The organism is Sphingobium herbicidovorans (assembly GCF_002080435.1).
Lineage (GTDB): Bacteria > Pseudomonadota > Alphaproteobacteria > Sphingomonadales > Sphingomonadaceae > Sphingobium > Sphingobium herbicidovorans.
On record NZ_CP020538.1, the window covers coordinates 2,494,349 to 2,507,719 of the forward strand.

Consider the following 13,371-nt stretch of genomic DNA (forward strand, 5'->3'; position numbering starts at 1 on the left):
TGGCTCCGTTGCACCAGCGCGTGTCTGGAAGTCAAGGCTTGCGGCGGGCGTCGGCGCGTTTCGTGCGCAGCGTTGCGGCGGCGCCGGCGGGATCGTCGGGCCAGGGATGCCGGGGATAACGCCCGCGCATCTCCTTGGCGACCGCGCTCCAGCTACCTGCCCAAAAGCCGGGCAGGTCGCGCGTCGTCTGGATCGGCCGCCCGGCAGGCGACGTCAGCGACAGGACAAGCGGGATGCGTTCGCTCCCGACGACCGGATGCTCGGCCAGTCCGAACAGCGCCTGCACCCGCAATTCTACCTTGGGCCCGCCCTCTGCGGCATAATCGATGGCATGGCTGCTCCCTGCGGGCGAGCGGAAATCCGGCGGTGCGAGCCGGTCGAGCTGCTGCTTGCCGTCCCAGCCGATCAGGCCTTCCAGCACCGCCGACAGTTGCGACCTGTCGATGTCGGACAGGCGCCGCTTGCCTGTGAGCAGGGGCGGGAGCCATTCGTCGAGGTTGGCGAGCAGCGCTGCGTCCGAAAGCGCCTCGATCCCGGCGAACCCCGCCCGCATCCTGAGTGACCGCGCGGCCTCCGACCAGGGCAGCAGGTCCAGCCCGCCGCGCCTTACGCCGTCCAGCAGAGCCGCCGCGACTGCTTCAGGGTCCGGCCGGTCATCCGACCCGGACGAAAGCCTTATCGCGCCCAGCCGCCTTTCGCGCAGGGCCTCTATCCCACCGGTCTCGGGCCGGAAGCGCACGGTGCGATGTTCCGCCACCCGGCTGCTGAACAGGGCGAACACATCGCCCTCGTCGATCGGAGCGGCAGACAATATCCGCGCGCCCGCAGCGCTGCCCTGCACTTCGCCAACCGCTAGCCACTCCTCCCGCGCGAGCGGGCTGGCGGGGTCGAGCCGGAACCCGCGTCCGCCCACGCTGGCCCAGTCCGCGCCGTCCGCGGATCGGCGCTTTGCCACCCGGTCGGGGAAGGCGAGGGCGAGACAAAGGCCGATGGTCCTGTCTCCCTTCCCGCCGCTGGAAGGGGTTGGCGTGGTTTTTATCAGGCCAGCCCATCGCCTCGCCATCGCCCGTGCCGCGTCCGCCCGCTTCCCGGCTTCCCGCCGCCATCGCATCCGCCGTTGCGTCAGGTCGATGTCCTGCCCACCGACTCCGCGCTCACCCAGCAGCACGGCTACATCAGCGGCAACCTCCGCCAGCCCCATCTCGCCCGCCCGAACCAGCATATGGCCGATCCGCGGCGCGAGCGGCAGCCGGGCCAGCGCCTTGCCATGCGCCGTGATCCGTCCGTCTTCATCCAACGCTTCCAGCGCCGTAAGCCGCGTTCTCGCTTCGCTCAGCGCAGCGGCGGGCGGCGGATCGAGCCAGCGCAGGCTCGCCGCATCGCTCACCCCCCAAAGCGCGCAGTCGAGCAACAGGCTCGACAGGTCGCTTTCCAGAATTTCCGGCGGGTCGAAGGGCGGCATACCCGCCGTCGCCGCCGCTTCCCACAGGCGGTAGGCTACACCTGGCCGTTGCCGCGCCGCGCGTCCTGCCCGCTGCGTCGCCGCCGCCTGGCTCGCCCGTTCGGTGACAAGGCGCGTCACGCCAGCCGCCCGGTCATAGCGCGGACGGCGCGCCAGTCCTGAATCGATCACGATCCGCACGCCATCAATGGTCAGGCTGGTTTCGGCGATGGATGTCGCCAGAATGACCTTGCGCAGCCCCTCGCGCGATGGCCGGATGGCGGCGCGCTGGGCCGCGGGGTCGAGGCTGCCGTGCAACCGATGCACTTCTACGCTTAACCCCTCCAGCCGTTCCGCCGTCCGCTCGATCTCGCCGACGCCGGGCAGGAAGGCGAGCAGGTCTCCTTCGCTTTCTTCCGCCAGCGCGCGCCGCACGGCCGCAGCCATCTCGTCCTCGATCCGCCTTTCCGCCGCCCGGCCCAGATGCCGCAGCTCCAGCGGCTGTATCCGCCCCTCGCTCTCCAGCACTGGCGCGTTGTCCAGCAAAGCCGCGAAGCGCGCGCCGTCCAGCGTCGCCGACATCGGCACGATGCGCAGGTCCGGTCGCAACGCCCCCTGAGCATCCAGCGCCAGAGCCAGGCCGAAATCGCTGTCCAGGCTCCGCTCATGCACTTCGTCGAACAGCACCGCCGACACGCCCGACAGTTCGGGATCATCCTGTATCCGCCGCACGAAAATGCCCTCGGTCAACACCAGGATGCGCGTTCTTGCCGACTGCTTGCTGTCCATGCGCGTTGCATAGCCGACGGTTCCACCCGCTGCCTCGCCCATCAGTTCGGCGATGCGTTCCGCCGCCGCGCGGGCCGCCAGCCTGCGGGGGGACAGCAGCAGGATCTGGCCCGTGCACCATGGCTCGTTCAGCAGGGCAGGGGCGACCGCTGTCGTCTTGCCCGCGCCGGGCGGCGCGACGAGCACGGCGCTGCTTCCCTTGCGCAGCGCATCCAGCAGCCGGGGCAGGACATCATATATGGGCAGCGGGGCGTTCATCCTGCGTCCCTGTCGCGCCAATCAACCGTCAGCGCAAGCCATCGAACCCGCCCGGCATGCCACCGATTTGCGTGGCTATCCAAAAAGCAGGGCGCGCACTGGATTCTTCGGGTCCAGCAGCATCTTGGCCGTCAACCCCAGGGACATGACGATCAACAGCGGCCGGATCAGCTTGCTGCCGAACCGCATGGCCAGATGCGACCCGATCTGGCCGCCGGTGATGCTGCCCACCGCCATTGCCAGCCCGGCGACCCATATTACATGGCCGCCTGCGATCATCGTCATCAGCCCGGCGATGTTGCTCGCGAAGTTCGCGGCCTTCGTCTGCGCGGTTGCCCGCACCAGCCCCAGCCCGCCTAGCGCCACGAATATCGTCGTGTAGAATGCGCCCGCGCCGGGGCCGAAAAAGCCGTCATAAAAGCCGATCCCCCCGATCAGCAGGCTCAGCGCGACGATGCCCACCCGGCTGTGCCGATCCATCTCGCTCACCTTGGGGGAAAAGGTGAAATAGGCGGCAAGCGCAATCAGCAGCGCGGGCATCAGTCCCGCCAGAATTGCGGGGCTCACGCGTTGGATCAACCATGCGCCGCCTACCGACCCGATAAAGGCGGCGATGATCGGCCAGCGAAAGGCTTTCAGATCCATATGTCCCGCCCGTGCATAGGCAATGCATGCGCCGAAAGTGCCGAGGGAGGATTGCAGCTTGTTGGTGGCCACGGCGGGCACGGGCGGCACCCCTGCGGCGAGCAGCGCGGGCAGGGCGATCAGGCCGCCGCCGCCCGCCATGGCGTCGATGCACCCGGCGACCAGCGCGGCCGTCATCAGGAAAGCCAGAGTTTCGGGAGATAAGATCATGTAAGGCGCGCCCCGCTCATCCTGCCGCCTGCCCGAGCTTGCGAACGCAAATCGGCGGGACGTATCATGATACGATCGGGAAGCTGCAATTCCTCAATATGCGCGTGCAATCGCGAACTCGACCGCCTCTGTCAGCGCCGCCTTGGCGCTACCCGGATCGAACTGACCCAGTGCGTCAATCGCCCGCTGACCATAGAGCCGTGCCCGCGCCAGCGTGTCGTCGATCGCGCCGGTCTTGCGAAGCAGCTGCGTTGCATGCGCCAGGTCCTCGTCGGCCACCCGGTTGCCTGCGATAGCCTGCTTCCAGAAAGCGCGATCCTCTTCGACGCCGCGCGCATAGGCCAGGATCACCGGCAACGTCACCTTGCCATCGCGGAAATCGTCGCCTGCATCCTTGCCCATGGTCGCGCCGTCCGATTCATAATCGATGGCGTCGTCAATCAGCTGGAATGCGATGCCCAGGTTGCGGCCATAGACGTCCAGCGCCTTTTCCTCCGCCTCGTCCCGGTCCGCGACGACCGCCGAAATCCGGCATGCGGCGGCAAACAGGGCGGCGGTCTTTGCCCCGATAATGTCCAGATACTGCTCTTCGCTGGTGTCGATCTTGCGCTGGGCGCTCAGCTGGTTGACCTCGCCCTCGGCGATCACGGCCGACGCATTGGACAGAATTTTCAGCACCTTGAGAGATTCAGCCTCGACCATCAGTTCAAATGCGCGGGAAAACAGGAAGTCGCCGACCAGCACGCTGGCGCTGTTGCCCCAGATGATGTTGGCGGTCTTTCGGCCCCGGCGCAGGCCCGATCCGTCCACCACATCATCATGCAGCAGCGTGGCGGTGTGGATGAACTCAACCGCCGCGGCCAGCTTGTAATGACGGCTTCCCGCATAGCCAACCAGCTGCGCGCAGGCGAGCGTCAGCATCGGCCGCATCCGTTTGCCGCCGCCTGCGATCAGATGCCCAGCCAATTCGGGGATCAGCGGGATGCGAGACTGCATCCGGTCCAGGATTACGGCATTCACATGGTTCATGCCCTGGGCGACCAGCGCCATCATTGGGGCAAGCGAAGGCGCGCCGTGGGCGCGGCGGATAGGATGGACATTGCCGGAGGCGGGTGCGGTCATGACCCGGCCCATGTGGCGGCGCAAAATGCAGATGGCAAGCGGGAATAGCTTGCGCGCGGCGCGGTATGGCGCAAAAAGCGCGCGAAGATTGGGAGGACAGGCGTGGACGAGACTTTGAAACGGTATCGCGAGAGCATCGACAATATCGACGCTGCGCTCGTGTTCATGCTCGCCGAGCGTTTCAAGGTCACCCAGGCGGTCGGCGAATATAAGGCTACCCACGACCTGCCGCCTGCCGACCCGGGCCGCGAGGAACGCCAGATCGCCCGTCTGCGCCAGCTTGCGACCGACGCCAATCTCGATCCCGACTTTACCGAAAAATTCCTGCGCTTCATCATCGACGAAGTTATCCGCCATCATGAACGGCTGCGCGAAGGCTGAACGTCGCCCTATTGGTCAGGCTGGCTCGTTCACCATCTCGCGCTTGCCCTGGGACCGTCCCAGAAGCACGCCTACCAGCGCCAGCCCGAATCCCGCCACCTGAACCGGCCCCAGCCGCTCGTTGAACAGCAGCCAGGCTTCGATAGCGGCCAATGGCGGCACGAGCAGCAACAGCATCGACATGCGCGTCGGCCCCTGTGTCCGGACCAGCCAGATCAGCAGCGACAGCCCGCCCGCCGACAAGCCCAGCACCGACCAGCCAAGCCCCATCCATAGCAATGGACTATTGTCCCAGCGCATCTCACCGACCGTCAGCACCGCGCCGATGGCGACCAGCGCTCCGCCTGCATTCTGCACAGCGCCCGAAATCCAGATGCCGTCGCGCGCGATCGAACCGCGCTGCACCAGCGTACCGCCGGTCATCCCGATCACTGCGACCAATCCGGCAATGGCAGGGATTAGCGGAATGCCGCCCACACCGGATCGCTCGATCGCTGGCAAAAGTACGCAGGTCACGCCTGTAATTGCGATGGCAAGCCCTGCCCATGCGCGGCCCAGCAGCCGGTCGCCCAGCAGGGCTACGCTCGCCACCGCGACCATCAAGGGTTGCAAAGCGCCCAACAATGCCATGATTCCCGCCGGCATGCCGTTATAGACGGCCCACCAACTCACCGTCAGATAGACGCCATGCAGCATCGCGCCTGCAACGATGTGCAGCAGTAATCGCTTCCCGCGGGGCAGTTTCTGTCGTGCGCTCAGGGCGATCATGCCCAACAGCACCGCCGTCAGCGTCAGCCGGATGCTCAATATCAGTTCGGGCGCGCCGTGCGGCGCCATCCCGCGCGCGACGATAAAGCCTGTGGACCAGATGAGGACGAACAACAGTGACGCGCCGATTGCGATCATTCGCGACCGGCCCGGATTGCCGCCCCGCCTGCAAAGGGGGTAATCGCCACCAGCAGCAGCGACGCTGCCCCCAGGAATTTGAGCGCCGCGCCGCTGCCATCCCCCAGCGTTCCTGCGCCGAAGATCAGTAGCGGCACCGCCAGCGGCAATGCCAGCAGCCCCGACAGCGCGCCGCTGGACCGCAGACCCGCCGTCAGGCTTGCGACCAGCAATCCCAGCGCAGCCAGCGCCGGGGTCCCGATCAGCAGGCCCAGTTCCAGCAGCCCGATCGTTGCCGCATCCAGCTTCAGCAGCGCCGCCGCTGGCAAGGTTGCGATCATCAGCGCGGGGCCGAAGCCAAGCCAGTGCGCGATCAGCCGCGCCAATATCACCATCTCCTCGCCAATGCCGCGCAGGGCGATCTGGTCCAGCACGCCAGCGTCCCTATCCGGCGCGATCAATCGATCGACCGGCAGCAGACTGGCCAGCAGCGCCGCGATCCACACCATGCCTCCGCCCGACCGCCGCAGCAGCGCCGCGTCCGGTCCGACCGCGAAAGGATAGAGGCTGGCGACCAGCAGCAGGAAGGCAATCGGCAACCACAGCCCCGCAGACTGCCAGGCCTGCCGCAAGTCTCGCGCGGTGAGCAGCAGGATCAGCCTCACCCAGCATCCTCCGCCAGATAATCGGCAAGCGCGATGGTTACGGGAGCAGCCACTGGCAACGGCTGATGCGACGCCGCCACAACGATCCCTCCCGTCGCCAGATGCGCCTCCACCGCAGCGCCCAGCAGCGCCAGCGACGCGTCGTCCAACCCGTTCCCCGGCTCATCCAGCAGCCATATCGGTGCGCCGCCGGCAATCACCCGCGCCAGCGAGGCGCGCTTGCGCTGCCCGGTCGACAGCATCCGCACCGGTATGTCGCGGATCGGTCCCAGCGCCATCGCGTCCATCGCCCGGTCCAGCGCCGCCGTATCCGCGCCATCCAGTCGCGCCCAGAAGCCCAGCGCCGTTTGCAGCCTGTCCTCCATGTCCAGCGCGAGCCGTTCGTCGGCCAGCGCGATCCGCCCGCGCCGCTCGATCGTGCCAGCCACCGGCCGCAGCAGCCCGGCGCAGATCCGCATCAGGCTTGACTTGCCGACGCCATTGGGGCCGCGCAGCAGAGCGCTTCCGCCTCGTTCGAGCGCCAGGTCCACCCCCCTGAACAGCAGCCGCCCGCCGCGCGCGCAGGCAATGCCCGACAGGCGCAGCGCCGCATCGCTCATGGTGCGACCATGTCCTCCAGAACCTGCATGTCCACGTCGGAAAGGCCGAAATGATGACCGATCTCATGCACCACGACATGGGTGATCAGTGCATCCAGCGGCACGCCCGTCTCTACCCATTCATCCAGCAGCGGCCTGCGGAACAGGTGCACGGTCGGTGGGCTGTCTCCGGTCTGCACCGGTTCCCCGACGGGACGGCCGCTGTATAGGCCGGTGAGGCCAAAGGGATCGTCGATCCCCATTTCCTTCAATATCTGCTCGTCGGCGAATTCCTCCACGAACAGCACGACGTTGGAGAGATGCGACCGGAACGGATCGGGCAGCCGCGCCAATGCCTCCAGCGCCAGGCTTTCTATCCGTGCGCGCGTCGGCGGCAAAAGAAGGGGTTGACCATTGTCAGACATGGCTGCGACATAGGCGAAACAATAATATGAGGATAGGGCCATGATTGGTAAACTGTCCGGCGAAGACCGGGATCGCGAACTGGCCGACCTTCCAGAATGGACGGTGATAGCGGAGCCGGAAGGCATCCGTCGCCGCTTTGTTTTCGCCGATTTCAATGCTGCCTTCGGTTTCATGACGCGCGTTGCGCTGCTTGCCGAACAGGCGAACCATCATCCGGAATGGTTCAACGTCTATAACCGGGTCGATATCACCCTGACGACGCATGATGCGGGCGGGCTTTCCCGCCGCGACATCGACATGGCGAAGGCGATCGACGCGCTGCTCGCCTGATCGGTCGGATCACTCCGGCCTGGCTTCGATATGATCTTCATAGCCATGCAGGGCGGCGATGACAGCCGCATCACCGGCATAGCGCCGCCGCAGCATCGCCAGCTTCGCATCGGTGCCGGTGCATAGTTCGGCGATATTTTCGATCAGGAATACGCGGCGTTCGCTGTCATAGGGTTCCTCGCCACGGAAATGGTCGCATCCGTCACGGTCCACCATGAAACTGGTGACTTCCTGGGGAAAGGGCATCGGCTGCACGGCGTCCGGGGAAGGAGGAAGGTCCAATGCGTTCATCGGCGCGGGTTGTGCCCGCACGGTGACTTCTGGAGAAGGCCGCTGCCGTGCGCCGACCACCTCGATCGGTTCGCCCTCTATGGCGTTGAAGGAAACCATGGGAGGCGGCGCAACCGCATTGTCGGCGGACACGGCATCGCCAGACGCATCACGGCAACCCGCCGCCAGCGTCAGCATCATCACCAATGGAAACAGTCCCACCCGTGCGCCCACCGATTTCCTCCCGCAATATGGCAATTAGATCAGCGACATGCGGAAGTCGCTGTTCCTCTTCATCGAGAATCGCCATGAATGCGGCTTGCCTATAGGCCCGCACGCTCTCTTCGGGAAGGCGGCTTGCTGCGGGCAATGCGGAAATTACGATATCCAGCAGGCGCTCGACACCATGAAGGCGTCCCCACAAATAGTCATTCTCACGGTAGGCCCTGCTAAAGAATGCGCCGAAGTTATTGAATTCTATCCCCTTTAATGTCGCTTCCGCCCCGCCTGAGCGGATCGCGCTGCAATCCTCCGGCGAAATCCGGTCCACCTTCACCGGATCATATTCATCCATGGCGTGGCCCTGAAGCAACGGTAGGGTCGCGATGTCGTAAAAGGGAAAGCCGAGATAGGCGAGCAGCATGGTACGCCGCTCCGCCTTGGGCAGCCCGGCCAGCGCCTCCGCCAGCATCATGTCCGCCGTGCCGTCTCGCTCATCCAGGCCCCGTGCGTGCGCGATGGCGTCCAAAGCGGCTGCGGGATTGTTAGGCAACTCCTTGGCAGCCGACCGGATTGCGTCATTGTAGAAATCCGTGCCCTCGCATTCGGTATAATGGGCCAACGCCTCATATATGGCGTCATGCATCTTCTGGACTGCGGAATCGCCTTCCTGCGATCCCACCTCCAGCGTATCGGCCAGCCGCCGCGCCAGGAAACGCAGCCGCCGTATACGAAAGGAAAGATCGTGGGTGCGAAAGAACAGCACCGGTGGCGAACCCGGCCCGACATCCTCAGTCAACCGATCCGCGCCGATCGCCCGGACATGCGACCAGAGCGCTTGCCGGTAATTTTCGCGCATCAAGGGGCTTTCCTCATCGCTCAGGCGAAAAAGCAGGTCGGCAAGGTCCTCGACAATGCCCGACAGTTTCAAATGCCCATAAGCGGGAAAGGCGAAGCCCGCTGAATTGGCCGCGCGCTGCCGCGCCTTGGCCCGCCAGGCGAAAAGCCGCGCCGCGGTGGGGCGGTCCAGAAACAGCATGCCGCCCATCGCGCTTTCGACTTCCGCCTCAATTCCCGGCCGCAGCGCGTTCAAAATGCGCACCACCCGGCGGATACGGGATGAATGCCGGTCGATCGCGTCCAGATTGTCGCGGATTGGCTGTTCGCGCGGAATGTCGCTCAGGGCGCCGAATATGGTGCGGAAAAATCCCGGCAACGGGGCATTCTCTCCTGTCGCCTCCTCCTGCTGGTCGCCCTCGCGGTTCAGCCGGACGGATCGGTGGCCGGGCTTGGGATCGATATAGACGAACCGCCGGTCTACCTCGCGCCGCGCCGGCCGGTTGCGTAGCGCCCCGATCGCCTGGGCAAAGGGGGCGTTTGCCAGCACCGATCCATCGATCAGCACGGCGTCCTCCGCCGTCCCGCGCGCCGCATGTCGTGGCAATGCATGCGCCAGGAACGCATCGCGCGTCGGCCAGGCGCGATGACGGCGTTTGAGCACCCTGTCCAGTTCGCGCACGGTGAACGGAGGGAACGCGCCTGGAAAGCTCGCCGTCGCCCGCGCGGCAAAGACCAGTTCGGCCGGATCGGCAAAGACCCGCTGACCCCGGCCGCGTGCGCGAAAGCCGATCGACAGGCGATGCTCTGTCTCCACAACCTGGGGCGGGCTGTTGAGATTGAGGCTTTGCGGATGCCCCTCGAAATCGGTGACCGTGACGAACAGGTCCAGCGGATGTCCTTCCGGCAGCAATGGCGGCCCCCGTTCCGCCTTCTCCATGGCGTCGAACGCATCCAGGATCATCGCCGTGAATATCTCGCCGCCAAAGGGGGGCTCGAACCAGCGCGATCTGATGAAATTGGACAGCTTGTGCCGCACCTCCTCGCGCGTGTCCGGGGCGACCGTGCGCTCTACCGTATCGCCGGGATGCCGCGCCGCCATCCAGACGAGCGGGGTGGCCCAGAATTTGGTGATCCGCCGCGCTGGCCGGGCGTCAGGGTCCAGCAACTGCTCCACATCGGCATTTTCCAGCCACAGGTCGGTCAGCGGCTCCAGTGACTGGCCGGTTTCTATGGCCTGGGCCAGGAATATGCCGTTGATGCCGCCCGCGCTCGCCCCGGCGATAATGTCGGGCATTACCCGCAGACGAATACCGCTCGCCGCCTCAAGATCCTCCAGCAACTTGCGATATATGGCCTCGCTGCTGTTTCCGCTGCTCGCTCCATCATGGAAACCGCGACTTGCCCGTGCCAGTCGCCAGATCTCCTTGGTGATGCCGTGCATGTAGACGGCCAGGCTGATCCCCCCATAGCAGACCAGCGCAAGGCGCAGTTCGCGTTCCTTCATGTGGCGAGCATCCCCCTCATAGCTGGAGCTCCGCCCAGATCGGCAGATGGTCGGACGCCTTGCGCGCCGCCGCGCTGTCATGCGCCCCGCAATCCACCAGTTTCAGCTTCGCGCAGTGCATGATCCGGTCCAGTTGCGCCACCGGTCGCTGGGCATGGAAACTCCGTCCGCAAGGTGCGAAATCATAATGGCGGGCGAAATCCGCCAGGCATCCGCGCCCCGCGCTCCATTCGTTCAGATCGCCCATCAGGACTGTCGGCATCGCGTCGCGCATCCCCGCCGCATGGATGACCGCCGCCGCCTGCTTGCGCCGCCACAGACCCGAAAGGTCCAGATGCATGCCGAAAATCCGCACCTTTGCATTACCCAGCGTTATTTCCGCCATGATCGCGCCGCGTGGCTCCAGACAGGGCAGGTGCAATATATCATGCACGCCTATGTCGGCTTCCTTGCGCACCAGAATGGCGTTGCCGTGCCAGCCCATGGAATCGGCCTGTACGTCGAGCGGCACCGGCTTATAGGGGCTGGCGGCCTCCAGCAGCCATGGGGGTATTGCCGCTGATCGAACGCCGAACCGCCGGTCAGCTTCCTGCAGGGCGATGATGTCGGCATCGACTTCTGATAGTACCTCCAGCACCCGCTCGGGACTTCGGCGGCGGTCGGTGCCAATGGCTTTGCGAATATTGTAGCTGGCAACGCGAATAGGCTTCATGGTGAAACAATGCGCCACATTGCGATGAGTTTCCAGCGCTCTCCCGCAACCGCTGCAACTTATGTCTGGTTGGGATCGGGCTGTTTCCGGGTCGTCGCATCCTGTTCTTTGTTCTTGAAACGTTCGCATCATGCCGCCATACCGGCATACTCCGGCTGACGGAAAGTCGAGACGCCTCGTTCCCGGGCGGAAGATGAAAAGAGTTTTGGATGGCAAAGGCAAAACGCAAATTCGTCTGCCAGCAATGCGGCACGCTTTCCTCTCGCTGGCAGGGCCAGTGCGATGATTGCGGCGAATGGAACAGCATTATCGAAGAAGCGGGGGAGACGATCTTCTCGGCCCGGCATGACCTGCAAAGCGGCGGGCGCGCACTGACTCTCGTCGGCCTGGATACCCAGGTCGAACTGCCGCCGCGCACCAGCACCGGCATTGCCGAGTTCGACCGGGCGTTGGGCGGGGGATCGTTCCCGGTTCGGCGACCTTGATCGGCGGCGATCCCGGCATCGGCAAATCCACCCTGTTGCTTCAGGCCGCCGCCCGGATCGCTGCGCGGGGTCTTTCCGTCGCTTATATCAGTGGCGAGGAAGCCGCCGATCAGGTCCGTCTCCGCGCCCAGCGCCTGGGTCTCGGCTCCGCGCCTGTCCAACTTGCCAGCGCCACGTCCGTCCGCGACATATTGACCACATTGGGGGAGGGGGATCCGCCCGCGCTGCTCGTCATCGACTCTATCCAGACGATGCACAGCGACCTGATCGAGGGTGCGCCGGGCACCGTCAGTCAGGTCCGCGCCTCGTCGCAGGAACTGATCCGCTTCGCCAAGCAACGGGGCACCGCCGTCATCCTGGTCGGTCATGTGACCAAGGACGGCAGCATTGCCGGGCCTCGCGTGCTCGAACATATGGTCGATACGGTGCTCAGCTTCGAAGGGGAGCGTAGCCACCAGTATCGCATCCTGCGCGCCAGCAAGAACCGCTTTGGTGGCACCGACGAAATCGGCGTTTTCGCGATGGTGGCAGAGGGCCTGGAGGAAGTCGCCAACCCCTCCGCGCTGTTCCTGACGCATCGTGACGAGAATGTGACCGGCGCAACGGTTTTCCCGGCGCTTGAAGGCACGCGCCCGGTTCTCGTCGAGATACAGGCGCTCGTCGTTCGCCTGTCCAGTGGGGCCACCCCGCGCAGAGCCGTGGTCGGTTGGGACAGCGGCCGCCTCGCCATGGTCCTTGCCGTGCTGGAGGCGCGCTGCGGGCTCAGCTTCTCGACCTGCGAAGTTTATCTGAACGTCGCGGGCGGCTATCGTCTGTCCGATCCCGCCGCCGATCTTGCCGTCGCCGCCGCCCTCATCTCGGCGCTTGCCGAACGCCCCGTGCCCGCTGACCTTGTTCTCTTCGGCGAAATTGCCCTGTCGGGGGAAATTCGACCTGTCGCGCATGCTCCGCTGCGTCTGCGGGAATCCGCGAAGCTGGGCTTCGAACGCGCATATGTCCCCGCAGCGGTCGCTGATGGGGTGCAGGGGATCGCCATCAGCGGCTATCGCGGATTAAGCCAGCTGGTTGACCAGATGCTCGGGCGCGGATAGCCCGGCGTCCATGAACGCCGTCGATATTCTCGTCCTGCTCGCCATCGGCGGCTGCGCCGTCCTGGGCCTGCTGAATGGTTTCGTATCCGAAACATTATCGCTGATCGCCTGGGTGCTCGGCATCTTCGCCATCCGCCTTTTCCACAGCTCCGCCACCGAACTGCTCACCCCCTTTGTAGGAACGGATAGCGGCGCTGCAATTCTTGCATTCATTTTTGTTTTCGGCATCACCTTCGGCGCAGGAAAACTCCTCGCCCACGCGATCGGCCGCCGCACGCGCCAGTCCGTACTCGGCCCTGTCGATCGAGTCCTCGGCGGTGGATTCGGCGCGGTCAAGGGACTGATCGGCGCGACGCTCGTCTTCCTCGCGCTCAGCTTGGTCTACGACACTCTCTATGGCAGCGCGGCCCGCCGCCCGGACTGGCTCTCCGACGCTCGCACCTATCCCCTGCTTAACGCGAGCGGTCAGGCGATCAGCGAATTCGTCGCCGAACGCCGCGCCCGGAAACCCATCGACTAG

At 65.3% G+C, this 13,371-nt stretch carries 13 protein-coding genes and 1 pseudogene; 4 read left to right on the forward strand and 10 right to left on the reverse strand.

What is annotated here, in order from left to right; translation table 11 throughout:
- Window positions 1-31: 31 nt before the first annotated feature.
- From hrpB to B6S01_RS12325, 3 genes are all read right to left on the reverse strand, one after another.
- Window positions 32-2,488: an ATP-dependent helicase HrpB gene (hrpB, locus tag B6S01_RS12315; RefSeq protein WP_037462430.1), complete on the reverse strand. Its 2,457-nt coding sequence runs from the start codon at window positions 2,486-2,488 to the stop codon at window positions 32-34.
- Between the two features lie 75 nt (window positions 2,489-2,563).
- Entirely contained in the window at window positions 2,564-3,343 is a 780-nt protein-coding gene (locus B6S01_RS12320; protein ID WP_037462427.1) for a TSUP family transporter, read from the reverse strand.
- Between the two features lie 93 nt (window positions 3,344-3,436).
- Window positions 3,437-4,465 (reverse strand): polyprenyl synthetase family protein, encoded by a 1,029-nt coding sequence (locus tag B6S01_RS12325; RefSeq protein WP_037462666.1) that lies wholly within the window; start codon window positions 4,463-4,465, stop codon window positions 3,437-3,439.
- 102 nt (window positions 4,466-4,567) lie between these two features.
- On the opposite strand from B6S01_RS12325, the gene B6S01_RS12330 reads away from it, so the two are divergent.
- A complete protein-coding gene (locus tag B6S01_RS12330) occupies window positions 4,568-4,846 on the forward strand; it encodes a chorismate mutase (RefSeq protein WP_037462426.1) in 279 nt (92 codons plus the stop codon).
- A gap of 15 nt (window positions 4,847-4,861) precedes the next feature.
- On the opposite strand, the gene B6S01_RS12335 is transcribed toward B6S01_RS12330, so the two are convergent.
- From B6S01_RS12335 to B6S01_RS12350, 4 genes are read right to left on the reverse strand one after another with little or no spacing between them, the layout of a single operon-like run.
- Entirely contained in the window at window positions 4,862-5,752 is an 891-nt protein-coding gene (locus B6S01_RS12335) for a DMT family transporter (protein ID WP_037462424.1), read from the reverse strand.
- Window positions 5,749-6,396: a heme exporter protein CcmB gene (locus tag B6S01_RS12340; RefSeq protein ID WP_037462422.1), complete on the reverse strand. Its 648-nt coding sequence runs from the start codon at window positions 6,394-6,396 to the stop codon at window positions 5,749-5,751. The genes B6S01_RS12335 and B6S01_RS12340 overlap by 4 nt, the downstream gene beginning before the upstream one ends.
- On the reverse strand, window positions 6,393-6,995 hold the full coding sequence (gene ccmA, locus B6S01_RS12345; RefSeq protein WP_037462420.1) for a heme ABC exporter ATP-binding protein CcmA: 603 nt from the start codon (window positions 6,993-6,995) through the stop codon (window positions 6,393-6,395). The genes B6S01_RS12340 and ccmA overlap by 4 nt, the downstream gene beginning before the upstream one ends.
- Window positions 6,992-7,399: a metallopeptidase family protein gene (locus tag B6S01_RS12350; protein WP_231567918.1), complete on the reverse strand. Its 408-nt coding sequence runs from the start codon at window positions 7,397-7,399 to the stop codon at window positions 6,992-6,994. Before B6S01_RS12350 ends, ccmA begins: the two co-directional genes overlap by 4 nt.
- A gap of 40 nt (window positions 7,400-7,439) precedes the next feature.
- Here B6S01_RS12350 and B6S01_RS12355 point away from each other — a divergent pair, with 40 nt between their 5' ends.
- Window positions 7,440-7,730 carry a 4a-hydroxytetrahydrobiopterin dehydratase gene (locus B6S01_RS12355; protein WP_037462416.1) on the forward strand — a complete coding sequence of 97 codons (291 nt, stop codon included), beginning with the start codon at window positions 7,440-7,442 and terminating at the stop codon, window positions 7,728-7,730.
- Window positions 7,731-7,739: 9 nt separating this feature from the next.
- Here the strand turns inward: B6S01_RS12355 and B6S01_RS12360 are convergent, their stop codons facing one another.
- The 3 genes from B6S01_RS12360 to B6S01_RS12370 are packed head-to-tail and all read right to left on the reverse strand — an operon-like array spanning window position 7,740 to window position 11,275.
- Window positions 7,740-8,222, reverse strand: a complete 483-nt coding sequence (locus B6S01_RS12360) for a hypothetical protein (RefSeq protein ID WP_322787674.1) — start codon at window positions 8,220-8,222, stop codon at window positions 7,740-7,742.
- Window positions 8,170-10,563, reverse strand: a complete 2,394-nt coding sequence (locus B6S01_RS12365; protein ID WP_081570398.1) for a patatin-like protein — start codon at window positions 10,561-10,563, stop codon at window positions 8,170-8,172. The genes B6S01_RS12360 and B6S01_RS12365 overlap by 53 nt, the downstream gene beginning before the upstream one ends.
- Window positions 10,564-10,579: 16 nt before the next feature.
- Window positions 10,580-11,275 carry an endonuclease/exonuclease/phosphatase family protein gene (locus B6S01_RS12370; RefSeq protein WP_051907976.1) on the reverse strand — a complete coding sequence of 232 codons (696 nt, stop codon included), beginning with the start codon at window positions 11,273-11,275 and terminating at the stop codon, window positions 10,580-10,582.
- 209 nt (window positions 11,276-11,484) lie between these two features.
- Between B6S01_RS12370 and radA the strand changes: the two are divergent.
- Window positions 11,485-12,851, forward strand: a pseudogene (gene radA / locus B6S01_RS12375) (DNA repair protein RadA).
- 10 nt (window positions 12,852-12,861) lie between these two features.
- A complete protein-coding gene (locus tag B6S01_RS12380) occupies window positions 12,862-13,371 on the forward strand; it encodes a CvpA family protein (RefSeq protein ID WP_037462409.1) in 510 nt (169 codons plus the stop codon).

What these genes read in the sequence shown, in the direction of transcription:
- B6S01_RS12380 (WP_037462409.1), top strand. Translation starts at nt 12,862, where the DNA reads ATGAACGCCGTCGATATTCTCGTCCTGCTCGCCATCGGCGGCTGCGCC.
- B6S01_RS12370 (WP_051907976.1), bottom strand. Translation starts at nt 11,275, where the DNA reads ATGAAGCCTATTCGCGTTGCCAGCTACAATATTCGCAAAGCCATTGGC.
- hrpB (WP_037462430.1), bottom strand. Translation starts at nt 2,488, where the DNA reads ATGAACGCCCCGCTGCCCATATATGATGTCCTGCCCCGGCTGCTGGAT.
- B6S01_RS12365 (WP_081570398.1), bottom strand. Translation starts at nt 10,563, where the DNA reads ATGAAGGAACGCGAACTGCGCCTTGCGCTGGTCTGCTATGGGGGGATC.
- B6S01_RS12350 (WP_231567918.1), bottom strand. Translation starts at nt 7,399, where the DNA reads ATGTCTGACAATGGTCAACCCCTTCTTTTGCCGCCGACGCGCGCACGG.
- B6S01_RS12325 (WP_037462666.1), bottom strand. Translation starts at nt 4,465, where the DNA reads ATGACCGCACCCGCCTCCGGCAATGTCCATCCTATCCGCCGCGCCCAC.
- ccmA (WP_037462420.1), bottom strand. Translation starts at nt 6,995, where the DNA reads ATGAGCGATGCGGCGCTGCGCCTGTCGGGCATTGCCTGCGCGCGCGGC.
- B6S01_RS12320 (WP_037462427.1), bottom strand. Translation starts at nt 3,343, where the DNA reads ATGATCTTATCTCCCGAAACTCTGGCTTTCCTGATGACGGCCGCGCTG.
- B6S01_RS12355 (WP_037462416.1), top strand. Translation starts at nt 7,440, where the DNA reads ATGATTGGTAAACTGTCCGGCGAAGACCGGGATCGCGAACTGGCCGAC.
- B6S01_RS12335 (WP_037462424.1), bottom strand. Translation starts at nt 5,752, where the DNA reads ATGATCGCAATCGGCGCGTCACTGTTGTTCGTCCTCATCTGGTCCACA.